The sequence below is a fragment of the Candidatus Pelagibacter bacterium nBUS_44 genome (assembly GCF_051200895.1).
In the GTDB taxonomy this organism is placed as follows: Bacteria; Pseudomonadota; Alphaproteobacteria; order Pelagibacterales; family Pelagibacteraceae; genus Pelagibacter.
This window is the reverse complement of sequence record NZ_CP172838.1, coordinates 118902-142406: the sequence shown is the minus strand read 5'-3', so window position 1 is coordinate 142406 and position 23505 is coordinate 118902. Positions and strand designations below refer to the sequence as shown.

23 protein-coding genes, 2 tRNA genes and 2 rRNA genes are annotated in these 23505 nt (G+C 27.8%); 13 read left to right on the top strand and 14 right to left on the bottom strand.

The genetic code is table 11. The features are described 5' to 3' along the window. Positions 1–156: 156 nt before the first annotated feature. Both ACIJYB_RS00740 and pseB read right to left on the bottom strand, forming a co-directional pair. A complete protein-coding gene (locus ACIJYB_RS00740) occupies positions 157–549 on the bottom strand; it encodes a hypothetical protein (RefSeq protein WP_435151262.1) in 393 nt (130 codons plus the stop codon). Beyond that, the gene (pseB, locus tag ACIJYB_RS00735) at positions 549–1547 is read right to left on the bottom strand and encodes a UDP-N-acetylglucosamine 4,6-dehydratase (inverting) (protein WP_435151260.1); all 999 of its coding nucleotides are present in this window, start codon (positions 1545–1547) and stop codon (positions 549–551) included. Before pseB ends, ACIJYB_RS00740 begins: the two co-directional genes overlap by 1 nt. Before the next feature lie 70 nt (positions 1548–1617). Between pseB and ACIJYB_RS00730 the strand changes: the two genes are divergently transcribed. From ACIJYB_RS00730 to ACIJYB_RS00710, 5 genes are read left to right on the top strand one after another with little or no spacing between them, the layout of a single operon-like run. Further along, positions 1618–1878: a sugar nucleotide-binding protein gene (locus tag ACIJYB_RS00730; protein ID WP_435151258.1), complete on the top strand. Its 261-nt coding sequence runs from the start codon at positions 1618–1620 to the stop codon at positions 1876–1878. Continuing rightward, positions 1875–2483: a sugar nucleotide-binding protein gene (locus ACIJYB_RS00725; RefSeq protein ID WP_435152490.1), complete on the top strand. Its 609-nt coding sequence runs from the start codon at positions 1875–1877 to the stop codon at positions 2481–2483. The genes ACIJYB_RS00730 and ACIJYB_RS00725 overlap by 4 nt, the downstream gene beginning before the upstream one ends. Beyond that, positions 2473–3540, top strand: a complete 1068-nt coding sequence (locus tag ACIJYB_RS00720) for an N-acetylneuraminate synthase family protein (RefSeq protein WP_435151256.1) — start codon at positions 2473–2475, stop codon at positions 3538–3540. Before ACIJYB_RS00725 ends, ACIJYB_RS00720 begins: the two co-directional genes overlap by 11 nt. Continuing rightward, a complete protein-coding gene (locus tag ACIJYB_RS00715; protein WP_435151254.1) occupies positions 3527–4192 on the top strand; it encodes a glycosyltransferase family 2 protein in 666 nt (221 codons plus the stop codon). Before ACIJYB_RS00720 ends, ACIJYB_RS00715 begins: the two co-directional genes overlap by 14 nt. Then, entirely contained in the window at positions 4192–5478 is a 1287-nt protein-coding gene (locus tag ACIJYB_RS00710) for a DUF4910 domain-containing protein (protein WP_435151252.1), read from the top strand. Before ACIJYB_RS00715 ends, ACIJYB_RS00710 begins: the two co-directional genes overlap by 1 nt. A gap of 2 nt (positions 5479–5480) precedes the next feature. On the opposite strand, the gene ACIJYB_RS00705 is transcribed toward ACIJYB_RS00710, so the two are convergent. Then, positions 5481–6548: a sulfotransferase domain-containing protein gene (locus ACIJYB_RS00705; RefSeq protein ID WP_435151250.1), complete on the bottom strand. Its 1068-nt coding sequence runs from the start codon at positions 6546–6548 to the stop codon at positions 5481–5483. A gap of 28 nt (positions 6549–6576) precedes the next feature. Between ACIJYB_RS00705 and ACIJYB_RS00700 the strand changes: the two genes are divergently transcribed. From ACIJYB_RS00700 to ACIJYB_RS00680, 5 genes are read left to right on the top strand one after another with little or no spacing between them, the layout of a single operon-like run. After that, positions 6577–7212: a class I SAM-dependent methyltransferase gene (locus ACIJYB_RS00700; RefSeq protein ID WP_435151248.1), complete on the top strand. Its 636-nt coding sequence runs from the start codon at positions 6577–6579 to the stop codon at positions 7210–7212. Continuing rightward, complete coding sequence (locus ACIJYB_RS00695; protein WP_435151246.1) at positions 7209–7655, top strand: MaoC/PaaZ C-terminal domain-containing protein; 447 nt, start codon at positions 7209–7211, stop codon at positions 7653–7655. Before ACIJYB_RS00700 ends, ACIJYB_RS00695 begins: the two co-directional genes overlap by 4 nt. Further along, positions 7639–8424, top strand: a complete 786-nt coding sequence (locus ACIJYB_RS00690) for an AAC(3) family N-acetyltransferase (protein ID WP_435151244.1) — start codon at positions 7639–7641, stop codon at positions 8422–8424. The genes ACIJYB_RS00695 and ACIJYB_RS00690 overlap by 17 nt, the downstream gene beginning before the upstream one ends. After that, positions 8417–9955: an AMP-binding protein gene (locus ACIJYB_RS00685; RefSeq protein ID WP_435151243.1), complete on the top strand. Its 1539-nt coding sequence runs from the start codon at positions 8417–8419 to the stop codon at positions 9953–9955. Before ACIJYB_RS00690 ends, ACIJYB_RS00685 begins: the two co-directional genes overlap by 8 nt. Continuing rightward, positions 9924–10145: a phosphopantetheine-binding protein gene (locus tag ACIJYB_RS00680; protein ID WP_435151241.1), complete on the top strand. Its 222-nt coding sequence runs from the start codon at positions 9924–9926 to the stop codon at positions 10143–10145. The genes ACIJYB_RS00685 and ACIJYB_RS00680 overlap by 32 nt, the downstream gene beginning before the upstream one ends. Position 10146: 1 nt before the next feature. On the opposite strand, the gene ACIJYB_RS00675 is transcribed toward ACIJYB_RS00680, so the two are convergent. The 7 genes from ACIJYB_RS00675 to ACIJYB_RS00645 all read right to left on the bottom strand — a co-directional run bounded on the left by ACIJYB_RS00675 (position 10147) and on the right by ACIJYB_RS00645 (position 16275). Next, positions 10147–11163: a radical SAM/SPASM domain-containing protein gene (locus ACIJYB_RS00675; RefSeq protein ID WP_435151239.1), complete on the bottom strand. Its 1017-nt coding sequence runs from the start codon at positions 11161–11163 to the stop codon at positions 10147–10149. Next, positions 11163–11912 carry an SDR family oxidoreductase gene (locus tag ACIJYB_RS00670; protein WP_435151237.1) on the bottom strand — a complete coding sequence of 250 codons (750 nt, stop codon included), beginning with the start codon at positions 11910–11912 and terminating at the stop codon, positions 11163–11165. The genes ACIJYB_RS00675 and ACIJYB_RS00670 overlap by 1 nt, the downstream gene beginning before the upstream one ends. Further along, positions 11909–12628: an SDR family oxidoreductase gene (locus ACIJYB_RS00665; RefSeq protein ID WP_435151235.1), complete on the bottom strand. Its 720-nt coding sequence runs from the start codon at positions 12626–12628 to the stop codon at positions 11909–11911. Before ACIJYB_RS00665 ends, ACIJYB_RS00670 begins: the two co-directional genes overlap by 4 nt. Then, positions 12625–13443, bottom strand: a complete 819-nt coding sequence (locus tag ACIJYB_RS00660; protein WP_435151233.1) for a sugar phosphate isomerase/epimerase family protein — start codon at positions 13441–13443, stop codon at positions 12625–12627. Before ACIJYB_RS00660 ends, ACIJYB_RS00665 begins: the two co-directional genes overlap by 4 nt. A 24-nt stretch (positions 13444–13467) precedes the next feature. Continuing rightward, on the bottom strand, positions 13468–14319 hold the full coding sequence (locus ACIJYB_RS00655; RefSeq protein ID WP_435151231.1) for a class I SAM-dependent methyltransferase: 852 nt from the start codon (positions 14317–14319) through the stop codon (positions 13468–13470). 30 nt (positions 14320–14349) lie between these two features. Continuing rightward, a complete protein-coding gene (locus ACIJYB_RS00650) occupies positions 14350–14859 on the bottom strand; it encodes an SDR family oxidoreductase (RefSeq protein WP_435152487.1) in 510 nt (169 codons plus the stop codon). 219 nt (positions 14860–15078) lie between these two features. Then, on the bottom strand, positions 15079–16275 hold the full coding sequence (locus ACIJYB_RS00645) for a hypothetical protein (RefSeq protein ID WP_435151229.1): 1197 nt from the start codon (positions 16273–16275) through the stop codon (positions 15079–15081). Positions 16276–16387: 112 nt separating this feature from the next. Here ACIJYB_RS00645 and ACIJYB_RS00640 point away from each other — a divergent pair, with 112 nt between their 5' ends. The 3 genes from ACIJYB_RS00640 to ACIJYB_RS00630 are packed head-to-tail and all read left to right on the top strand — an operon-like array spanning position 16388 to position 18769. Then, positions 16388–16780 (top strand): SxtJ family membrane protein, encoded by a 393-nt coding sequence (locus tag ACIJYB_RS00640; RefSeq protein WP_435151227.1) that lies wholly within the window; start codon positions 16388–16390, stop codon positions 16778–16780. A 2-nt stretch (positions 16781–16782) separates the two neighbouring features. Next, positions 16783–16932 (top strand): DUF5989 family protein, encoded by a 150-nt coding sequence (locus tag ACIJYB_RS00635; RefSeq protein WP_435151225.1) that lies wholly within the window; start codon positions 16783–16785, stop codon positions 16930–16932. A gap of 1 nt (position 16933) precedes the next feature. Continuing rightward, complete coding sequence (locus ACIJYB_RS00630; RefSeq protein ID WP_435151223.1) at positions 16934–18769, top strand: carbamoyltransferase family protein; 1836 nt, start codon at positions 16934–16936, stop codon at positions 18767–18769. Between the two features lie 67 nt (positions 18770–18836). Here the strand turns inward: ACIJYB_RS00630 and ACIJYB_RS00625 are convergent. The 4 genes from ACIJYB_RS00625 to ACIJYB_RS00610 all read right to left on the bottom strand — a co-directional run bounded on the left by ACIJYB_RS00625 (position 18837) and on the right by ACIJYB_RS00610 (position 23459). Then, positions 18837–21589, bottom strand: a 23S ribosomal RNA gene (locus ACIJYB_RS00625). A 132-nt stretch (positions 21590–21721) separates the two neighbouring features. Then, a tRNA-Ala gene (locus ACIJYB_RS00620) sits at positions 21722–21797 on the bottom strand. An 11-nt stretch (positions 21798–21808) separates the two neighbouring features. Beyond that, positions 21809–21885 (bottom strand) — tRNA-Ile (locus ACIJYB_RS00615). Positions 21886–21984: 99 nt separating this feature from the next. Beyond that, positions 21985–23459: ribosomal RNA gene (locus ACIJYB_RS00610) — 16S ribosomal RNA — on the bottom strand. The 16S and 23S rRNA genes sit together here with 2 tRNA genes alongside, the layout of an rRNA operon. Between the last annotated feature and the right edge of the window lie 46 nt (positions 23460–23505).

Here is a 23505-nt window from a genome sequence, read left to right as displayed (position 1 = left end):
ATCTAGCATGTATTTCTATATTCTTTTTTTTTAACTTATTTATAAAATCTAGATTTGCAAAATTGTGATTAAAAATATTAATTGGAATTTGAATTATATCTGGTTTTATTTTAGTTAAAATTAAGTCTAATTCACTTGATTCATATATTGAAAATCCTATTTTTTTAGTAATTTTTTTTTTTTAATTTGTTTTAATAATTTAATTGTTTCTTTTGGAAATTGTTTTAAAGATTTAGTATTATGTATCAACACAGACTCATAATTCTTCAAATTATTTTTCTTTAAGTTATTATTAAGAGTATTGAGATAATATTTAACAATGTTTTTTTTTTTACTTAATTTTAATTTAGTTATAATTTTAAATGATTTTAAATCATGATTATGAAAAAATTTTTCATTTCCATCATAGTTTAAGGCTGTATCTATAATAAAAATTTTTTTTCTTTTAAGGAATAGTAATACTTTTTCTACAGCATCTTTAGATTTTAAATAATTTTTCGTAGTACCATAATTGCAATAAAAATTAGCAGTTCCAATTGCTAATTTCATTAAACTTTATCCATGTTTTTAATAAGTAACTTTAAATCTTTTGGATTTAAAAAATCAGTATTTGTACCTGAATTATAAAAAAAATTTTTTTTAACAATTCTAGCATTAAATTTTTTAATAATTTTATTTTTAAGTTTTTTATTAAAAGGACATATTATATAGTTTTTTCCTGCATCATAAGTATGATTATTATCATTTATAGAAATTAAGTCCTCATGAACTTTCTCGCCTTCTCTAATACCTGTATAAAATATTTTTGCTTTTGGATTTATCGCTTTTGTTAAATCCAAAATTTTATAAGAAGGAATTTTAGGAATAAATATCTCTCCTCCAACAGCATTTTTGATCACATATTCAACGAGCTCTACACTTTTTTTTAATGTAATATTAAATCTTGTCATGTTTTTATGGGTTACAAAAAATTTATTTTGATTTGATTGTTCTAAAAACGAAGGTATTACAGATCCTCTACTTCCCATAACATTTCCATATCTTATGACCGAAAAATTTATATTTTGTTTTCCAGCCATATTGTTAGCTGAAATAAATAATTTATCCGCACAAAGCTTTGAGGCTCCATATAAATTAGCAGGAGATGATGCCTTATCTGTAGATAGTAAAATTGCTTTATTAATATTAGTTTTTAATGAAGCCTGAACTATATTTTGAGTTCCCAGTATATTAGTTTTAATCACTTCAAAAGGATTGTACTCAGCTGTTGTAACTTGTTTTAATGCAGCAGCATGCACAACTATATCAACATCTCTCATTGCTAGCAAAAGCCTTTCGTAATCTCTCACATCTCCAATAAAATATCTTAAAAATTTATATTTTTTATCTGAAAAATCTTTTTGCATTTCGTATTGCTTAAGCTCATCTCTACTAAAAATTATTAATCTTTTAATATTTTTATATTTTGAAATTAAGTACTTTACAAAAGACTTACCAAACGATCCTGTGCCACCTGTTAATAATATAGACTTACCAGATATATTCATTTTAAATTTTATAAAAAGTTGATTTAAAATTTGTTTTATTTCATTGTTTTAGTAATACAATAAAATAATTGTGAAAAAAATTATTATTACAGGAGGCAGTGGATTTTTAGGTAATTACATGAAAATTGTATACCGAAAGTTTTATAAAGACAAATTTAAATGTTTTTTTTTATCATATTCAAAAAAAACAAGATATTCAGTTAATTTATCAAAAAAAAACTCTGTATTTAAAATTTTAAAAAAAATTAATCCAGACTTTGTTATTAATTTGGCAAGTGAAACGAATATAGAGAAGTGTGAAAGTAAAAAAAAAACTCTTATAACTCAATAGTTAAAATTGCTAAAAATTTACAGTTTTTTTCAAAAAAATTTTCTTACAAAATAATTCATATATCAACCGATAATTTATATGGAAAAAATCAAAATATTCAAAATAAAGAAAATAATATAAAAATAATAAACAACTATTCAAAATTTAAATTGTTAGCAGAAAAAGAAATTTTAAAAACAAATGACTATCTGGTTTTAAGAACTAATTTTTTCGGATATAATAAGATAAAAAAAGGATTGGTTAATTGGTTTTTAAAATCTTGTAAATTAAAAGAAAAGATTTTTTTATATGAAAACATATATTTTTCCCCATTATATGCCCTAGATTTAGCAAAGATAATTTTTAAAATTCTAGATAAAAATATAAGTGGAATTTATAACGTTGGGAGCAAGAATCATATTTCTAAAGCAAATTTTTTGATGTACTTAAATAAACATCTTGATTTGAAAGGTAATTTTAAAATAATAAAATATGATAATAGGCATAACAAAGTAAAAAGACCTCTTAATATGAAAATGAACTCAAAAAAATTTGAAAAAAAATTTGAAATAAAATTGCCTAAAATTAAAAATCAAATTAATAAAATGATTAAAAATGAGTTTTAAAATTAATAAATCAAAAATTGGTAATTATTGTCCTACATATTTCATAGCAGATATTGCAGCAAATCATGATGGTTCAATATCAAAGGCTAAAGATTTAATTTGTATGGCCGCAGAAGCTGGGGCTAATGCAGCTAAATTTCAAAATTTTTTTGCAGAAACCATAGTGAGTGATCTGGGATTCAGAAGACTAAAAAATGTTAAAACTCATCAGTCAAAATGGAAAGATAGTGTTTTCAATGTTTATAAAAAAGCAGAAACACCCATTGAATGGACTCCGGAATTAAAAAAAGAATGTGAAAAAAACAATATTGATTATTTTACTGCTCCTTACGACTCTGAAATATTAAAATATTTGAATAGGTATGTAAGCGCCTGGAAAATTGGGTCTGGCGATCTTTCTTGGATTGAAAATGTAAAAAAAATATCCAGTTTTAAAAAACCAGTAATACTAGCTACTGGAGCATCAGAAATGAATGAGGTTGAAAAAGTTTACAAAGAGATAATAAAAATAAATAAAAAAATTGTAATAATGCAATGTAACACAAATTATACTGCTTCTAAAAATAACTTTAATCACATAAATCTAAATGTTTTAAAAATTTTCAAAAAAAAATTTCCTAAATGTATATTGGGATTGTCTGACCATACATTTGGTCATGAAACTGTAGTTGGCGCTATTACATTGGGTGCAAGAGTTGTTGAAAAACATTTTACAGATAATAATTCAAATACAGGGCCTGATCATTATTTTTCAATGAATCCAAGAACATGGAAAGATATGATAGAAGCTGCAAGAAATATTGAAATTGCTCTAGGTGATGGAATTAAAAGAGTGGAAAAAAATGAACTGAAATCAAGAATAGTTCAAAGGCGAGCGATTTATGCTAAGAAAAATATTAAATTAGGAGAAAAAATACTAAGAAAAGATTTAATTTTGCTAAGACCTTGTCCCAACGACGCAATAAGTCCACTTTTATTAGATAAGATAATTAATAAAAAGGCAAAAACATTTATAAAAAAAAATAATTATTTAAAACAAGGTAGTGTTGCAAAATAAAATTAAAGATTTAATTGTCCTTATTCCAGCTTTTAATGAGTCTAAATCAATAAAAAAAGTAATCTTAAACGCAAAAAAAATTGCTAAAGTCATTGTTGTGGATGATAATTCTCAAGATGGGACTTCATTATTGTCTAAAAAATATTCTAATTATTACATAAAAAATAATAAAAATTTAGGTTATGATTTTAGTATTTTTAAAGGGATAAATTTTATAATTAAAAAGATTAAAAATTATGAATATATAATCACTATTGATGGAGATGGACAACATGATACGAAATATATTAGATCTATGTACAATCAGATCAAAAATGATAAGTACGATTGCATAATAGGTAAAAGAAATAAATTTAATAGAGTTTCAGAGATTTTATGTGGTTTTTTTTCAAAAATTTTTTTTGGGATATCAGATCCATTTTCAGGAATGAAATGTTATAAAATTAGTCATTTAGCAAAAAATATAAAAAAAATAAATCTAAAAAAAAAATACGGTGGAATTTTTTCCTTGTATATATTAAGTAACTTTAAAGAAATAGACATAAAGGTAAATAGTAATAAAGACTCAAAATTTGGAAATAGTCTAAGAATAGAATTTATGTTGATTGGTATCTTTTTCAGACTTATATTTTTTAAAGTGTTTAATAAATAATGATTGAATTTATAAAAAAAAATTTTTACTCTAATAGATCAATTACAGGTCCAGGGATAAAAAATATTTTAAAATATCTAAAAAAACTTCATCCTAAGATGAAATTTATTAAATTTAATTCTGGAGAAAAAATATATGACTGGACGATACCTTATGAATGGGATGTAAAAAAAGCATACATAGATGATGATAAAGGCAAAAGAATAATTGACTTTAAAAATAATAATCTCCATCTTGTAGGATTTTCAAGACCGATTAATAAATGGATTAAAAAAAAAGAATTATTAAAAAAAATTCACACTCATAAAATAAAATCAGCAATTCCTTACATAACTTCATATTATAAAAAAGATTGGGGTTTTTGTGTTTCAAAAAATGATTTAAAAAAATTTAAATCTAAAAAATATAAAGTTTTGATTGATAGTAAATTTGAAAAAGGGACACTTGATATCGGTGAAATTACCTTTAAAGGAAAAATGAATTTTGAAATTTTTTTTTCAACATATGTGTGCCATCCCTCAATGGCCAATAACGAGCTCACTGGTCCAGCAGTACAAAATAAATTAATAGAATATGTATCAAAGTTAAAAAATAGAAATTTTTCCTATAGATTTGTATTTTTACCTGAAACAATTGGATCAATTGCTTATATAAATAAAAAACTTGATGTTTTAAAAAAAAATATAATTTCAGGATTTAATTTAAGTTGTCTTGGAGCTGGAAATGAATATTCCATGATTTGCTCAAGAGAAGGAAGAACTCTTCCTGATCAACTTTTAAAAAAAATGCTTAAGAAAAAGGAAAAATATAAAATATACAGCTTTTTAAGTAGGGGTTCTGATGAAAGGCAATATTGCGCACCGGGTATTGATTTGCCTCTGGTGACTTTATGTAGATCAAAATTTGGAAAATTTAAAGAATATCACACTCATTTAGATGATTTAAAGTTTATTAAAAAAAAGACATTAGATCAATCTTTTGAATTACTAAAAAATTTAATTGAAATACATGAAAATAAAATTTTCTACGAAATTAAAGAATTAGATGAAAAAAATTTATTTCCTAAGACAAATATAATGTGTGAACCATTTTTAACTAAATATAATTTAATGTCTGGATTAACATCTGAAAATAATTATCAAAAAATTCAACAATTAATGAACGTTTTGGTTTATTGCGATGGAAAAAAAAGTATTTATCAAATTTCAAGTTTTTGTAAAATTGAAATTAAAAAATTAATATCAATTTTAAAAATTTTAAAGAATAAAAAATTAATTTATTTCTAGACTCATATTTTAAACTTATTTATGAATTTGTTGTCATAATTTATAAAGTATTTTTTTTTAGACCATTTTTTTAGGTAATTAGTATTTTCACTAAAATTTGATACAATTTTATTCAACTCGTTTTTATCTTTATAAATTTTTTTATAATTGTTTTTGAGCATATATTTATCGCAAATCTTCTCTATTACTGCAATTTCATAATTTTTCATATTAGTCTTCCAATTAACTCCATAATTTCCGTTTTTTTTATTTCCACCTGTATTTGCACTCCATATCTTATTATTTTCTTTGTTAATTAAAGTTTTTTTTATCTTTATTTCAATATTTAAAAATTTACTTATTTTTTTTATTTCTATTTTCTTTTTAAGAATTAATTTATTGAAATTTACTAAAAGAAATTTTTTATTTTTCTTTAATTTTTCTGACATTTGCATATTATTTTTACACAACAATCCAATCATTATAGTGGGATGTTTGGTTCTAATATCAAAATCTTTTAAATCTGAATTTTTAGAATAATTTCTTGAATAAGCAATCTCCCTAGGATCTCTAATCATATTTATTATTTTGCAATTTTTAACTTTTAGTAAAAGAGGTAGTAAAGATGTTAAATATCCCTCTTTAAACCCAACATAGCTAATTTTATTTAAATCTTCGCCTCTATAAATAATAATTGTTTCAACTATATAATTTAAAACTTCACTAAAGGATAAAAAATTATTTTTTTTTAAAATTTTTTTTTTAAAAAATTTATAAAATTTTAAGTTTGTGTGATTAAATCTCTCTTTATCTTTTGAAGTTATGATTTGATTTATAATATCAATAAGATGTTTCTTTTTTATAAATTTATCATAAAGCAAAGTTGTAGGAAGTTTTTTAAATGACAAAATTCCACTTGGAAAATCAATAATACCAGCTATTTTATGAGTTTTTATAATATAATTTTCAAATAATTTAAACAATTCAAAGAAGGGCTGAGAACAAATGATAATCTTTTTGTTATTGTCTAATATCTTTTGCAACCAAGTAGTTCCTGATCTATAATTACCATTAATTATTAAAATTTTCATAAAAATTATTTTTTACATAATTGGTTATATGTCATATTTTTGGAAAAAATTCAAATTACCTCAACATTCAACACCTAATCAATTTTTTTTTAGATTTTTAACAAATTTAAAATTTAGTTTTAAAAAAAAAAAAGTTCTAGAGATTGGTTTTTTAAATGGTGATGATTTGCTCGAATTAAAAAAAAGAGGATGTGATATCTATGGAATAGAAATTAATAAAAGTGCTGTAAATAAAATTAAAAACAAACAAAAAAAAAATATTTTAAATGCTGATATTTCATCAAAAGAAATACCTTTTAAAAAAAAATTTGATCTAATTTTTCATAATGATCTTATATATTATCTTGATGACGAAACTATTAAAAAACATTTTAATGACGTATATAATAAATTAAAAAAAAACGGAATTTTTATATTTTCTTTTATTGAAAACGAAGCAGTTTCTAAAAAAACACCAAAAAGTTTCTTTGATTTAATAGCTAAGATTAATAAGTTAAGAGTAACTGAAAAAAATAATCCAATAAGAATTCTAAAAAGAAGTGATTTAATTAAATTATCTAAAAAGTTTAATTTCAAATTATTTGGAGAAAAGATAATTTTAGAAAGCTTTGATAATTTTTCAAAAAAATATAAAATTCACAGATATATCGCATTAAAAAAATGATTAATTTAAAAGGTAGAGTAGAAAAATTTAAAAACTTTAAAACTTTAAAAATTGGAAAAAAGTTTAAATTTTCTGTAGTTATTTCGAATAAAATTCATAATCATTTTACAAATCTGAGTGGAGATAAAAGCAAAATTCATACAAACTTAAAATTTTGTAAAAAAAATAAATTTGAGAAAAAAATGGGTTATGGATTTTTAATTACAACGATATTATCAAATATATATGGAACTAAGTTTCCTGGAGGAATGGAGCTTTGCTTAAGTCAAGATTGCAAATTTGTAAAACCTTTTTTTGTAGGAGATAAACTGTCCTTTGAGAATACTATCTTGTATAAAAATTCTGACCTTAATCTTTTATCAATTGGGAACAATGTATACAGAAATAAAAACGAAAAAATATTTGAAGGAAAGGCTCTTTTAAAAATTGCATTCATTTCTTAATAAATTAACTCAAATAATCAAAAGAAAGGTTTTAACAGGTAACGTGGTTTACTTAGAGTGTAACTTGTTTGGTTTATTATATAAAATACAAAGTAGATATCCTGAGAAGACTATAAGTGACTTTCTAAATATTTTTTTAAATATTCAAAAAAAAAAAGGATTATTGATAACTCCTAGTTTTTCTTACAGTTGGGGTAATGATAAAAAAAATAAAAAATTTGATATTGATACTACAAAATCAACATCAGGAGTATTTTCAGAATATATAAGAAATAGAAAAATATTTTTTAGAACTAATGATCCGATGTTTTCGTGTTTAGTTTTTGGTAACAAAAAAAAATTTAAATTTGTTAACTCAAATAATTCTTTTGGAAAAAATAGTGTATACGCTTATTTACACAAAAAAAATGCTTTTCTAATAAATTTTGGGCTAAATAAATTTGACCCTACCTTTGTTCATTATGTTGAACAATTTTTTGATGAAAATTTTAAAAAAATTAAGTATAGAAAACTTTTTAAACTTAGAGGAAAATATGGTTCAAATAAAAAAATATATACTCACTTTTCATTTTTAAGATCAATAAAAAGTAAGTATACCTATGAAGATAAAAATATTCTTAATAATATGATTAAACAAAAAAATTTGTATTCAAAAAAAATTTTTGGAGAACAATTATATATTTGTAGAGCAAATGATTTCTTTAAATCTGGTATACAGGGTCTAAAAAAAAATAATAATTTCTTTATTAAAAAAGAAGAAGATGAATAATTTATTAGCTGAACATTTTGACTCTATTTGTAAAAAAAATTGGAATGATAACGCTTTAATAATTGATGGAAAAAAGTTTAAATTCTCTGAGCTTTATAATTATTCAAATATTATTGCTTGTATCTTAAAAACTAAGATAAAAAAAAATGACACCGTTGCTATTTACGCTGAAAAAGACATAAAAGTTTTTGCTTCAATAATTGCATGTATAAAATCAGGAAATCCTTATTCTATAATTGATATTAACTCGCCTATTAAAAGGATCGATATGATGTTTAAAACATTAAAACCTAAATTAATCCTATACAATTTAAAAAATAATATTTCTAAAAAAATACCAAGTATTAATTTAAATAAAATAAACCTTGTGAAAAAAAAATCTCAAGTAGAATATGCTAAAACTATACCTTCTTGTCCAATATATATAATGTTTACTTCTGGATCTACCGGTGTTCCCAAAGGAGTGGCAATTAGTTCTCAGAATATTTTAAATTTTATAAATTGGGCAAAAAATACTTATAATATTAAGTCTGGTGTAATACAGTCAAACTTGAATCCTCTTCATTTCGATAATTCCATATTTGATATTTACGGAGGATTGTTTAATGGCTCAACTTTAGTTACTTTCAAACAAAAAGACCTTTTAGATCCATCAAAAATATTAAAAGTATTTTTAAAAGAAAAAATAAATATTTGGTTTTCAGTTCCTTCTTTAATTATTTTTTTTATGAAATTTGGTTTTTTTGAAAAGAAAAAATTTTTAAATTTAAAAAAGATAATATTTGGAGGAGAAGGATTCCCAAAAAATAAACTTTTAGAGCTATTTAAAATAATGAACAAAAATATTGATTTAATAAATGTTTATGGACCTACCGAATGCACTTGTATTTGTTCCAGTTACAAAATTACTAATAATGATTTCTTAAAAAATGAAAAAAAAAGATATGCTCCTTTTGGATCAAAATTATCTGATTATTTTTATTTTTATATCGTAAAAGAAAAATCAAATGGCAGGCTAGTATTATCTAATAGAGGTGAACTTTTAATTGGAGGACCAAACGTAGGTCTTGGTTACTATAATAATTCTAGCGAAACTGATAAAAAATTTATTCAAAATCCTTTTAACAATAAATACACAGATATCGTTTATAGAAGTGGAGATCTAGTCTATAAAGATAAAAGAAATGATAAAATTTATTTCTCATCTAGAATAGATGACCAGATAAAGTTTCAAGGATACAGAATTGAATTACTAGAAATCGAACAGGCCATAAGTCAAATTAAGGGGTTAGAGGAAAATTGTGTTCTCTTGTCAAAAATTAATGGTAATCCAAAAATTATATCTTTTATAGTTACGAATTTAAATTTAGAAAAAATTAAAAATGAGTTAAAAAAGAGTTTACCTAAATATATGATACCATCAGAATTTTTATATGTTAGTAAGCTAGAAAAAAATAACAATGGAAAAATAGATAGAATTAAAACTTTTAAAAAAAATTATGGAAAAAGAAATCAAAAAAATCCTGATTAATATAAATTCAGACTGTAAAAAAATTGATTATAATACTGATTTAATTAATAACGGATTAATAGACTCATTAGGTTTTTTAATCCTTATATCTGAATTGGAAAAAAAGTTTAAAAAAAAAATAAACACTAAAAAATTTAATACATCAGAATTTAGATCTATAAGAAAAATTAAATCTATTTTGGAAAAATAAACTAAGAGTAAACTTCTATTAACTTTTGACAAATATGATCAATGTTATCATGCTTGCCTTTATCTTTTATATAATCACAATTCTTGCAAGGTCCTATTTTATTTCTTTCTCCATTCAAATGTAAAAGACGAAATTCTTTTAATTTTTTTCCGTTCCAAACTTCTTCAAAAGTTTCATCATTGAAATTTCCTACTACGGTTCCATGAGACCAGTCAACACAACAAACAGATACACTGCCATCAAAATTGACAGATAATCTTGAAAAAGGATCAGGACAAACTTTAAGTTCATAATTTTTAATCTCACGCTCTCTATCAATTCCATTTCTCCAATCATGAATATCACTTCTAGTCCAGCCCATAACTGGATTAATGATTACTCTATCTGAAAATTTAGAAAACTCTTGTATGAAATTTTTTTTTGTATTTTCATCAAAATTTTCAGCATCTACGTAAGAGATTATTAACTCTGTTTTTTTATTTAATTTTTTTTTTATATTATAAAAATTTTTAATATTTTCTTTAATTTTATCATAATCAAGCTTGGTTCTAGTTGTTTTTGAAAAAAACTCTTTTTTTAAGGATTGAATAGAAACTCTTAAAGTATCGAGTCCCGAATTTAATAATCTTTCTGAGTAGTTTTCATCTAATAACGATGCATTGGTTGTAACCAAAACATGTTTTGCTATATTTAACTTTTTTGCAAATGTTATCATTTCTGGAAGTTTTCTATTTAATAATGGCTCTCCATCTTTATAGAGTAATAAGCTTTTAATTTTAGTAGAAGAATTTTTTTGAAAATTGGAAATATCAATTATAATTTTTTCAAATAATTTAAAAGACATCATTCCCTTAGGTCTTTTATATTCGCCTAATAAAGATTTTTCCCCAGTCGGACAAAAAGTACATTTAAAATTACATAAATTACAAGGATCTATCATCAATGATATTGGTACATCCAAAGGAAGTACTTCAGCTAAATTTACAACGTCATTTCCAAGTAAAGGTTTAAATTCCATTATATGATTGATCTTCCTCCATCGATTAAAATATTTTGACCTGTTAAATTTTGATTATCATTATTAGATAAAAAATACAAAGTTTTTAATATATCGCTAATTTTTGTGAGATTTTTTGATGGTATCAATTTTTTTAACTCTTTCGATAATACATTTTTAGGATTTTTTATAGGGGCAGGAGAAACCATATTAACCTTGATTCCATATTCAGCAAACTGTGTTGAATAATATTTAGTAAGTCCTAGCAATCCGTGCTTAATAACAGAGTATGAAGCTGGTTTTTTATAATTTCCAAAATAAGATTTATATATACTTTGATTGGGTGAAATAACAGAAAGATCTGAACCTATGTTAATTATTGAGCCTTCTTTATATCGTATCACTTTTTTTTTAAACATATTTATCATTAAATTGCTTCCAATAATGCCAACTTTAAATTCATTAATCCAAGACTCGGTATTTAAGTTATTTTCTGATAATTTTTTTGAAAAAGTTGGAACTGCATCAATTGCAGCATTGTTGATCAAGACATCTAACTTAGATGATTTTAAAGATTTGAAAAATTTTTCTACTTGAAGTTTATCAGTTATGTCAATTTGAACTTTAATTATTGAATTCTTATTTTTCATATCCTTTAATGCAGATCTATTATTATCTAGGCAATATACTTTAAAATTTTTTTTTGCAAAAAAATGACAAATATTTGAACCCAAATAGCCTGCTCCACCAGTTACTATACATTTTTTCATTTTAAAGATTCTCCTCCATCAATAATAAAATTAGAGCCTGTAACACTATCCCCCGAGGTACTTAAAAGATACGCACAAAGATCAAATAATTGACCTGGGTTACAAAAACAATTTAATGGAACATTATCTTTAATATATTTTTTTACTGAACCTGGATTTTTTTTAATTTTTTTCATCCAATTGTTATTTTTCATCAAAATATTTCCTGGAGAAATAATGTTAATTTTAATTTTATGTTTAGCAAGTTCTTTTGCTTTTATTTTACAGTAATAATTAAGTGCATTTTTTGAAATTGAGTATGGTAATGGTGCTTCTGTTATTTTACTTGCTACAATTGATGAAAAAACAATAATTTTTATTTCTTTTTTTTTAAAAATTTTTAAATAATTTTCCAATAGATTAGTGAAAGAAAAAAAATTTTGGTCAAAAGATAGCAGAAAATCTTTTTTAGATTCTGTTGATTTATAACTTTTTTTACTTTTGCCGGCACAACTAACGATCGAATCTAATATTTTATGTTTTTTTTTTATTTTTTTTAAAATTTGTTCAATTTCTTTTGGCTTATTTAAATCACATTTAATATTTTCTAAATTATTCTGTTTTGAGCTATTTATATTTCTTGATAGATTAATTACATAATAATTATTTTTTAAAAATTTATTAATTAAATAAGTTCCAAGTTTTCCTTTACCACCGCTGATAAGTATTGTTCTCATAGTATTTTTATTAAAAAATTTCTATTTCTAATTAATTCCTCTATATCATTTCTAGTTTTTGATCTTGCAGTTTGTAGTATATAACTCCCTTTATATTTAATCTTTCTAATTGCTTTAGAAAATTTTTTATAATTCCAATTTCCTTTTCCCAGAGCAACTGTTGATCCATTTTTTAATCTATCTTTAATATGAATATTTTTTACATAATTAAAGTATTCAATTTCATCATTTATATCAAAGTCTAAAGATGCACTATTTCCAGTATCATAATTAATTCCAACTTTTTTTGAGTTAAATTTCTCTATAAATTTAAAAAGCTTACTTGGATGAAAATCTGATTCAAATAAAATATTTGTATTACCGGTATAATTTTTTAAAATATTTTTAATGTATTTATATAATATGTTTTCTTCTTTTTTATTCTTTATTGAAGATTGATCTACCAATGGTAAGATTAAATATTTAATCCCCATTTTATTACAGTTATTTAGAATCTGTTTTATATTTGATTTTATTTTTTTTTTCCTAAAATAATTTTTTTTTTTAAAAAAACAGTCTTCCATAAAATAATCACATGTTACACTATTAATCTTAATTTTAAATTTTTTAGATAATCTTTTCAATTCATCTAATTTATTATTATATAAAGGATTTTTATTTATATTATTTTTATTTATGGTCCATTCTACTAATTTAAAATCTATCTTATTAGCTATGAATAATTCATTTTTCCAATTTAAATCTGGAAAATTTTGAATTTTATCAGTATTATCAGATAAAAGCCTTCCCTGCATGTAGCCAATATTAATCTTCATAAAATTTTATAGTTTATTAAGCAGCTAATTTGATTTTTTTAAAATAACTTTGCACGCCTCATTAAATGGATTTCCCCCAAAACCACATTTGCCCTCCTCAAGCAATTTATAGTTATATTTTTTTTTAAAATCATTTATTAATTTTTTATGTCTATATATTCTACTAAAAGATTTTGCTCTTAATTTTGTTGAAATACCTCTTAAAGTTAAACCCTGGTATTCTGGGAAAGGTTCAATAAATATCAATAATTCTGGTTGTAATTTTGCAATATTTTCTAAAACATTTTCAAATCTATAAGGTATTTGCTCAATAGCAAAGCAGGTAAATATTAAATCTGGATTAATTTTTAGATTTTTAAATGTTTTTTCTAAAGTAATATCTTTTTTAAAAAACTTGAGATTATTAATTTTAAATTTATTTTTAAAATAGATAGATGTTAAATAATTGGTATCTGAAATATCTATCCCAATATATTTTAGATTTTTATATTTTTTTGCAAAATATGCTAAATTTCTACCGTTGCCTGATCCAAGCTCTAATATGAGTTCATTTTTTTTTCGTTTTTTAATAAATTTATCTAATATTTTATAAACTTTTTTTCTAATTAAAAAATTATTACCTATAATCAAGTCATGGTTTAATAAGATCTTATTTTTTTCAAAATTATCATACATAGTATATTGATTAAATTCTAAATTTTTAAATATTTTGAACTCTATTTTTCTGTGAAAATTTTGAGCTTTTCTTACATATTTTTGATTTCTTAAAACTGGTTTAAAAATTCTAAAAACTATTAATAATGAATATGAAATAAGATTTTTTATAAAAAAATATTTTTTATTTAAATAACTTATTTTCTCAATATTTTTTGTCATATATTTTATTTTTTTAAGAAAACAATCATATTACAATCCTTTTGCTAACCAGCCACCGTCTACTACAAAATCTTGACCAGTTATATAAGAGGAATTTTTAGATATTAAGAATTCAACTATACCAAATAAATCTTTTGGATCGCCCCATCTTCTCAATATTGTTCTTTTTGTTCTTTTTTGAAATTGGAACTTATTGTTAAAACTTTTGGATGTCATACTAGTTTTAAAATATCCAGGTGAAATTGAATTAACATTAATTTTATTTTTTTGACAATCTAGTGCCAAAGATCTTGTTAAGGATAAAATGCCACCTTTAGATGCTATGTATCCTGGGTTACTTGGAAAAGCTTGGTATGCATTAATACTTGAAATATTAATTATTCTAGGATTTTGAGATTTTTTTAACTTTTCAATTCCTAATTTTGAACAATAATAAACTCCATTTAAATTTATCTTAACAATTTTATCAAAATTTTTAATCTCATCATCAGAATATTTTGATATACCTGCATTATTTATTAAAACATCAATTTTTTTTATTTTCGAAAAAACTTTTTTTAAAGAGTAATAATCTGAAACGTCGCATCTAAATTGTTTTTCTTTTTTTTTTTATCACTAGTTCGTGCTATACCTATAAGGTTGTGTTTTTTGGCTAAATATTTAAATAATTCTTTTCCTAGTCCTTTGGTATGACCGGTAATCAATATATTTAATTTTTTCATGATTGGTTTATTAGTATAAAATTTAAATCAAGAATATTTAGTGATTAAGAATAATTGATTTTTTCATTAACTCAACTATTTTTCCATAAGTTTTGGCTGAATAATGGTTAAACTTTCTTCTTGGGAATAAAGCTTTTGGATCGTTTGATAATCCAAAAAGATTACTTTTAACATCTAAATAATCAATATCATTCCTATTAAAAATATCTATAATGTTATCGTAATAGTTATATTCTGCATTTTCGTTAAATGGTTTAAAATACCTTGCTGGTGAAGGCAAATATACAATTGAAAACTTGCTGTTAAGACTTTCTGAAAAATTTTTCATCTTTAAAACAATTTCTTCAAAGTTTTTTAAATCTTTTTTTGTTATTCTTTTTGACTGTTGAGAAAATAAAATTAATTTCTTAGATTTTGACAAATATTCTCTTACAAATCTTAATTTTATAAATCTTTTTAATCTACTTTTTTTTAAGTTATAAGAACTATCAAAAAACATTTTTGTCCATGCTTTATCTATAATTTCTTGCTCTTTTTTTAAATTTTGTAAAAAAGTCTCATTTTTATAATAGTTCAAAAGAATTTCATTTTTCATTTCATCTTTCAATTCACTTAAATCGTTTCCTTCATAAAAAAAATATATAACATGTGAAAGTTCATTTGGATAATATTCTCTTAATGAAGCCAAACTAGCTATGGGTCCTTTGCCATCAGAGCCCAAACTCAATGTAGAAAAATTTTTAAAATGTTTGTTTGACCATCCAGCTAATGAAAAATCATAATCAACACAAGCACCATGTGTATAAGAGTTGCCAATATAAAGTATTTTTCTATTTGTATTATCCCACAATTTATCATTGTTATTAAATCCATATCGATCACTTTTATAAATTGACCAGTTTCCATTTTCATTACAATGTATAACTTTACTATGGGATTTGCCTGCCAATGGTACTAGTTTTTTTTTATCTAAATAACTATTAAACCTGTTAATATAAACTTCTTTAAAAACGTAATTAAAAATAAATTTTTCCTTTTCTGTTGAAGTAATATCATTAAAAACTTCAATTTTTGATCGAGTATCAAACCCCTCATCATCATCTTCAGCTTGTTTGGTTAATTCAGGTGTCTCATTAACTTTATATAATTTATGAAAACTAAATAAGACTTCCAATAGATATAATGAAAATATAGTTGAGAAAATAATTAGAATTAAATTTTTAACTATATTCATATACTAATAATTTTTTAAAGAATTAAAATTTTATATTTAATAAATTTATTATTAGTATACTATTAAATTACTTATAATTACTTTTAAATTTAAAATAGATTTACATAATAAGATGAAAAAAAATAACAATAATATCAACTCAAACAGAAGCTTTGGATTAGTTTTCTTTATTGTTTTATTAATAATTTCTATTTACCCGATGTTTTATGATGGTCAAATAAAAATATTTTTTTTAGTTTTATCAGTTATTTTTTTAATATTGGGATTGCTAAACTCTATTTTGCTTTATCCTCTTAATTTAGCATGGTTTAAGTTTGGATTATTTTTAGGAAAAATTATTTCACCAATTATAATGGGAATAATATTTTTTTTAGTTGTAACACCAATAGGCTTACTTATGAGGTTATTAGGTAAAGATGTTTTAAATCTTAAATTAAATAAAAAAGAAGGTTCTTATTGGATTGAAAAAGTTGGTCCAAAAAGTAAAATGAAGAATCAGTTTTAATTATGAGTTTTATAAAAGAATTTTGGGAATTTTTAAAAGTTAGAAAAAAATATTGGCTTTTTCCAATAATTATAGTTCTTGTTTTATTTGGTGGATTAATTGTGTTAACACAAGGCTCAGCTGTAGCTCCGTTTATTTATACTATTTTTTAAAGTGACTTCAATATTGGGTATTTCTGCATTTTATCATGATAGTGCAGCATGCATTCTTAAAAATGGAAAAATCATTGCAGCTGCACAGGAAGAAAGGTTTACAAGAAAAAAACATGATCCAGGTTATCCTTATAATGCGATAGAGTTTGTTCTTAAATATGCAAACTTAAAATTAAGTGAGGTAGACCAAATAGTTTTTTTTGAAAAACCATTTTTAAAATTCGAAAGATTGTTGGAAACATATGTAGCGTTTGCTCCAAGAGGTTTTGTGTCATTTGCTAAAGCTATGCCCTTATGGATTAAAGAAAAACTTTTTCAAAAAAATCTTTTATTTAATAAATTAAAAGAACATGACAAAGATTTTAAATCTGATCAAAATATTTTTTTTTCTGATCACCATTTAAGTCACGCAGCAAGTGCTTTTTTTCCATCACCTTTTGAGGAAGCTGTTATATTAACTGCAGATGGTGTAGGTGAGTGGGCCACAACAACTGTTGCTGTTGGTAAAAATAATTGTTTAGAAATAAAAAAAGAAATTCATTTTCCACATTCACTTGGACTTCTTTATTCTGCTTTCACATATTATACAGGATTCAAAGTAAACAGTGGTGAGTACAAACTTATGGGTTTAGCCCCATATGGAAATCCAATTTATGAAGATAAAGTCAAAAAATTAATCGACATAAAAGATGATGGAACTTTTAGATTAAATCAATCTTATTTTAATTATGCAACTGGATTAACAATGACTAATGCGAAATTTAATAATTTATTTGGAAAAGAGCCCCGTAATCCAAACAATGAAAATATAAATCAATTTCATATGGATATTGCCGCGTCTATTCAAAAAGTAATTGAGGAAATAATGATTAAATTAGCAAAATCAATTCGGAAAGAGTACAAAATTAAAAATCTTTGTTTAGCAGGTGGAGTAGCATTGAATTGTGTGGCTAATGGAAAAATTCTTAAAGAAAATATTTTTGAAAATATTTGGATTCAGCCTGCGTCAGGTGATGCAGGAGGTTCTTTAGGAGCAGCTTTAGCTCTTTGGTATATAGAACAAGGAAATAGTAGAGCAGTAAATATAGATGATGATATGAAGGGATCCTATTTAGGCTGCGAATTTAATCAGGATCAAATTGAAAAAGAATTAAAGTCAATTGGAGCAAATTTTGAAACAGTTGATTACGAGGAATTGATAAACAAAACATCAAATTTTTTATCTGATGAAAAAGCTATTGGATGGTTTCAAGGAAGAATGGAATTTGGTCCAAGAGCTTTAGGGGCAAGATCAATAATAGGAGATCCTAGATCTGATAAAATGCAAAAGAACTTAAATTTAAAAGTCAAATATAGAGAAAGTTTTAGACCATTCGCACCATCAGTATTAAAAGAAGATGCAGGTACTTGGTTTGATATAAGTGTTGACAGCCCATATATGCTTTTAGTTGCTGATATTCATTCTTCAAAAAAAATTGAAATGTCAGATGAGCAAAATAATTTATTTGGTATTGATAAACTTAATATTAAAAGGTCTGAAATACCCGCTGTAACACACGTTGATTATTCAGCTCGGATTCAAACAGTAAGTCAAAAGACAAATAAAAAATATTATGATTTAATTTCAAAATTTAAAGAAAAAACTGGTTGTGGTGTTATTGTGAATACATCTTTTAATGTTAGAGGTGAACCAATAGTCAATTCTCCAACTGAAGCATACAATTGTTTTATGGGAACTGAGCTGGACTATCTTGTAATTGGAAATTGTATTGTTGATAAAAAAAAACAAAATCAAGTATCTAAAGAAAATTATTATCAAAAATTTGAATTAGATTAATTCAATAGTAAAATTCAAAAATAATTAAATCATATCATCTAAATTTCAAAAAATTTTTTTCAGTGCATAAATCAAGCCAATTGAGCTATTAGTACTGGTCAGCTGCACGCATTACTGCGCTTCCACATCCAGCCTATCAACGTGGTGGTCTACCACGGCTCTATAGGAAGAACTAGTTTTGAGGTGAGTTTCCCGCTTAGATGCTTTCAGCAGTTATCTCTTCCATACTTAGCTACCCGGCACTGCAGCTGGCGCTACAACCGGTCCACCAGTGGTATGTTCAACCCGGTCCTCTCGTACTAGGGTCAACTCCTCTCAATTCTTCTACACGCATAGCAGATAGGGACCGAACTGTCTCACGACGTTCTGAACCCAGCTCACGTACCACTTTAATTGGCGAACAGCCAAACCCTTGGGACCTGCTCCAGCCCCAGGATGTGATGAGCCGACATCGAGGTGCCAAACACTGCCGTCGATATGAGCTCTTGGGCAGTATCAGCCTGTTATCCCCGGCGTACCTTTTATCCGTTGAGCGATGGCCCTTCCACTCAGAACCACCGGATCACTATGACCGACTTTCGTCTCTGCTCGACTTGTCAGTCTCACAGTCAGGCAGGCTTATGCCATTGCACTCTACGAACGATTTCTGACCGTTCTGAGCCTACCTTCGCACGCCTCCGTTACTATTTGGGAGGCGACCGCCCCAGTCAAACTACCCACCATACAATGTCTTGATGCCGGATGACGGCAATCAGTTAGATACCAAGAAAAACAAAAGAGGTATTTCACTGGTGACTCCACAAAAGCTGACGCCTTTGCTTCAATGTCTCCCTCCTATGCTAAATATGTTTTTCCTAATACCAATGTAAAGTTGCAGTAAAGGTGCACGGGGTCTTTCCGTCTAACTACGCGAACTCCGCATCTTCACGGAGAATTCAATTTCACTGAGTTGATGTTGGAGACAGCGGAGAAATCGTTACGCCATTCATGCAGGTCGGAACTTACCCGACAAGGAATTTCGCTACCTTAGGACCGTTATAGTTACGGCCGCCGTTTACTGGGGCTTCAGAAGTTAGCTTGCACCAACCGCATTAACCTTCCAGCACCGGGCAGGCGTCAGACCCTATACATCCACTTACGTGTTAGCAGAGCCCTGTGTTTTTGATAAACAGTCGCTTCTCCCTGGCTTGTGCCACCCATCTCTAGTTGCCTAAAAATAGGTCTTCCTTATCCCGAAGTTACGGAAGCATTTTGCCGAGTTCCTTCAACATCATTCTCTCAAGCGCCTAAATATACTCTATTAATCCACCTGTGTCGGTTTAGGGTACGGTCTAATGATGGAGCTATTTCTTGGAACCTTTTCGCGGCAAGCTCAATCCATTAAGAACTCACAACTTACAAGATCCGTCACTACCATCTGGTTAAGGAATATTAACCTTATTTCCATCGACTACGGCTTTCGCCCTCGCCTTAGGTGCCGACTAACTCTGCGCGGATTAACCTTGCGCAGAAACCCTTGGATTTTCGGCGAAGAAGTTTTTCACTTCTTTTATCGTTACTTATGTCAGCATTCGCACTTCTGATACCTCCAGGATCCCTCACGGGTATCCCTTCACAGGCTTACAGAACGTTCCGCTACCGCTTATAAAACTCGAGAGTTTTATAAACCCACAGATTCGGTATATGATTTTAGCCCCGTTACATCTTCGGCGCAGAAACTCTATTAGACCGGTGAGCTGTTACGCTATCTTTAAAGGATGGCTGCTTCTAAGCCAACCTCCCGGCTGTTAAGGAATTTCCACATCCTTTCACACTTAATCATAATTTGGGGACCTTATCTGGTGGTCTGGGCTCTTTCCCTCTCGACCATGGACCTTAGCACCCACAGTCTGTCTGATGAAGAACAATACTTAGCATTCGGAGTTTTATTAGGTTTGGTAAGAATTTCTTCCCCCTAGCCCATTTAGTGCTCTACCTCTAAGCATCTATTTATTCATCGCACTACCTAAATAGTTTTCGCGGAAAACCAGCTATCTACGAATTTGGTTGGCCTTTCACCCCTTACCACAAGTCATCCAAAGACTTTTCAACGTCAACTGGTTCGGTCCTCCGGTTGGTGTTACCCAACTTTCAACCTGCTCATGGTAAGCTCATTCGTTTTCGGGTCTAATTCATTAAACTAATCGCCCTATTAAGACTTGCTTTCGCTGCGCCTACACCTAGATGGCTTAAGCTTGCTTAATAAATTAAGTCACTGACCCATTATACAAAAGGTACGCCGTCACTCTAAAAAGAGCTTCGACTGATTGTAGGCATGCAGTTTCAGGTTCTATTTCACTCCCCTAATAGGGGTTCTTTTCACCTTTCCCTCACGGTACTAGTTCACTATCGGTCACTGAAGAGTATTTAGGCTTAGAGGGTGGTCCCCCTATATTCGAGCAGGATTTCACGTGTCCCGCTTTACTCAAGAATTTTGTTAAACGTTACTCATACGGGACTATCACCCTCTATGGTTAGCATTTCCAAACTATTCAAATTTTTTTAACAAAACTACTGGCCTAGTCCGCGTTCGCTCGCCACTACTAACGGAATCTCAATTGATTTCTTTTCCTCTGGTTACTTAGATGTTTCAGTTCTCCAGGTTGTCTCTTTAAACCTATGTATTCAGTTTAAAGTACCACATAAAGTGGTGGGTTTCCCCATTCGGAAATTTTCGGATCAAAACTTACATACAGCTCCCCGAAACTTATCGCAGTATATCACGTCCTTCATCGGCTTTCAGTGCCAAGGCATCCACTACACGCCCTTAAACGCTTGATTTATGCACAGAAAAAAATTCTGTGTTGAATCAAATTTTTATTTTGAACATTAGCTAATAACATTACTAATGTTCGGATATAGATATTGATATTAATTATTATTTATATTTACAATTTTTATAACTAAGTGTTTTGGTGGAGGATAGCGGGATCGAACCGCTGACCTCCTGAATGCAAATCAGGCGCTCTCCCAGCTGAGCTAATCCCCCATGATCTTATTTGGTGGGCCGAGAAAGACTTGAACTTTCGACCCCACCCTTATCAAGGGTGTGCTCTAACCAACTGAGCTACCGGCCCCCATGCAAGAGAAACACTACTTTAAGAAGAGAAATGAGGACGGTCAACATTACCGATGTATATTATTTAGAATGAAATTTTACTTTCATTCATCCTTAGAAAGGAGGTAATCCAGCCGCAGGTTCCCCTACGGCTACCTTGTTACGACTTCACCCCAGTCGCTGACTATACCGTGGTCAAGGGTTTGAAACCTTGCCTTAAGGTAGAACCAACTCCCATGGTGTGACGGGCGGTGTGTACAAGACCCGGGAACGCATTCACCGTGGCACGCTGATCCACGATTACTAGTAATTCCAGCTTCATGCACTCGAGTTGCAGAGTGCAATCCGAACTGAGGTATCTTTTAGGGATTTGCTTAACTTCGCAGTCTTGCTTCCTGTTGTAGATACCATTGTAGCACGTGTGTAGCCCAACACGTAAGGGCCATGAGGACTTGACGTCATCCCCACCTTCCTCCAGCTTATCACTGGCAGTTCTTTCAGAGTGCCCAACTTAATGATGGCAACTAAAAGTGAGGGTTGCGCTCGTTGCGGGACTTAACCCAACATCTCACGACACGAGCTGACGACAGCCATGCAGCACCTGTGTTTCGTCCGGCCGAACCGAAAACTCTAATCTCTTAGAGTCGCGACGAACATGTCAAGTGTTGGTAAGGTTCTGCGCGTATCTTCGAATTAAACCACATGCTCCACTACTTGTGCGGGTCCCCGTCAATTCATTTGAGTTTTAACCTTGCGGTCGTACTCCCCAGGCGGTGTGTTTATCGGTTTCCCTGCGACACTGAAAATAAATTTCCAACGTCTAACACACATCGTTTACGGCATGGACTACGAGGGTATCTAATCCTCTTCGCTACCCATGCTTTCGTTCCTCAGTGTCAGTAATGATCCAGAAAGCTGCCTTCGCAATTGGTATTCTTTCTAATATCTACGAATTTCACCTCTACACTAGAAATTCTGCTTTCCTCTATCATACTCTAGCTGAAAAGTTTTAATGGCAGTTCCAGAGTTAAGCTCTGGGATTTCACCACTAACTTTTTCAACCACCTACGAACTCTTTAAGCCCAGTAATTCCGAACTACGCTAGGTCCCTTCGTATTACCGCGGCTGCTGGCACGAAGTTAGCCGGACCTTCTTATTCGGGTACAGTCATTTTCTTCCCCGACGAAAGAGCTTTACAACCCAAGGGCCTTCTTCACTCACGCGGCATCGCTGCATCAGAGTTTCCTCCATTGTGCAAGATTCCCCACTGCTGCCTCCCGTAGGAGTTTGGGCCGTGTCTCAGTCCCAATGTGGCTGATCATCCTCTCAAATCAGCTATTGATCACAGTCTTGGTAGGCCATTACCCCACCAACAAACTAATCAAGTGCAGGCTCATCCAATGGTGCATAAAGCTTTCTCCGTAAAGACTTATCCGGTATTAGCACAAGTTTCCTCGTGTTATTCCAGGCCAAAGGGCAGATACCTACATGTTACTCACCCGTCTGCCACTAAGTATTGCTACTTCGTTCGACTTGCATGTGTTAGGCGTGCCGCCAGCGTACGTTCTGAGCCATGATCAAACTCTCAAGTTTAAAAACGGCGCACACTAGCTTCTATATAAATTCTAAGAATAAAATT

What these genes read in the sequence shown, in the direction of transcription:
- ACIJYB_RS00710 (WP_435151252.1), top strand. Translation starts at nt 4,192, where the DNA reads ATGATTGAATTTATAAAAAAAAATTTTTACTCTAATAGATCAATTACA.
- ACIJYB_RS00655 (WP_435151231.1), bottom strand. Translation starts at nt 14,319, where the DNA reads ATGACAAAAAATATTGAGAAAATAAGTTATTTAAATAAAAAATATTTT.
- ACIJYB_RS00645 (WP_435151229.1), bottom strand. Translation starts at nt 16,275, where the DNA reads ATGAATATAGTTAAAAATTTAATTCTAATTATTTTCTCAACTATATTT.
- pseB (WP_435151260.1), bottom strand. Translation starts at nt 1,547, where the DNA reads ATGAATATATCTGGTAAGTCTATATTATTAACAGGTGGCACAGGATCG.
- ACIJYB_RS00670 (WP_435151237.1), bottom strand. Translation starts at nt 11,912, where the DNA reads ATGAAAAAATGTATAGTAACTGGTGGAGCAGGCTATTTGGGTTCAAAT.
- ACIJYB_RS00640 (WP_435151227.1), top strand. Translation starts at nt 16,388, where the DNA reads ATGAAAAAAAATAACAATAATATCAACTCAAACAGAAGCTTTGGATTA.
- ACIJYB_RS00740 (WP_435151262.1), bottom strand. Translation starts at nt 549, where the DNA reads ATGAAATTAGCAATTGGAACTGCTAATTTTTATTGCAATTATGGTACT.
- ACIJYB_RS00660 (WP_435151233.1), bottom strand. Translation starts at nt 13,443, where the DNA reads ATGAAGATTAATATTGGCTACATGCAGGGAAGGCTTTTATCTGATAAT.
- ACIJYB_RS00685 (WP_435151243.1), top strand. Translation starts at nt 8,417, where the DNA reads ATGAATAATTTATTAGCTGAACATTTTGACTCTATTTGTAAAAAAAAT.
- ACIJYB_RS00720 (WP_435151256.1), top strand. Translation starts at nt 2,473, where the DNA reads ATGAGTTTTAAAATTAATAAATCAAAAATTGGTAATTATTGTCCTACA.
- ACIJYB_RS00680 (WP_435151241.1), top strand. Translation starts at nt 9,924, where the DNA reads ATGGAAAAAGAAATCAAAAAAATCCTGATTAATATAAATTCAGACTGT.
- ACIJYB_RS00635 (WP_435151225.1), top strand. Translation starts at nt 16,783, where the DNA reads ATGAGTTTTATAAAAGAATTTTGGGAATTTTTAAAAGTTAGAAAAAAA.
- ACIJYB_RS00705 (WP_435151250.1), bottom strand. Translation starts at nt 6,548, where the DNA reads ATGAAAATTTTAATAATTAATGGTAATTATAGATCAGGAACTACTTGG.
- ACIJYB_RS00700 (WP_435151248.1), top strand. Translation starts at nt 6,577, where the DNA reads ATGTCATATTTTTGGAAAAAATTCAAATTACCTCAACATTCAACACCT.
- ACIJYB_RS00675 (WP_435151239.1), bottom strand. Translation starts at nt 11,163, where the DNA reads ATGGAATTTAAACCTTTACTTGGAAATGACGTTGTAAATTTAGCTGAA.
- ACIJYB_RS00665 (WP_435151235.1), bottom strand. Translation starts at nt 12,628, where the DNA reads ATGAGAACAATACTTATCAGCGGTGGTAAAGGAAAACTTGGAACTTAT.
- ACIJYB_RS00695 (WP_435151246.1), top strand. Translation starts at nt 7,209, where the DNA reads ATGATTAATTTAAAAGGTAGAGTAGAAAAATTTAAAAACTTTAAAACT.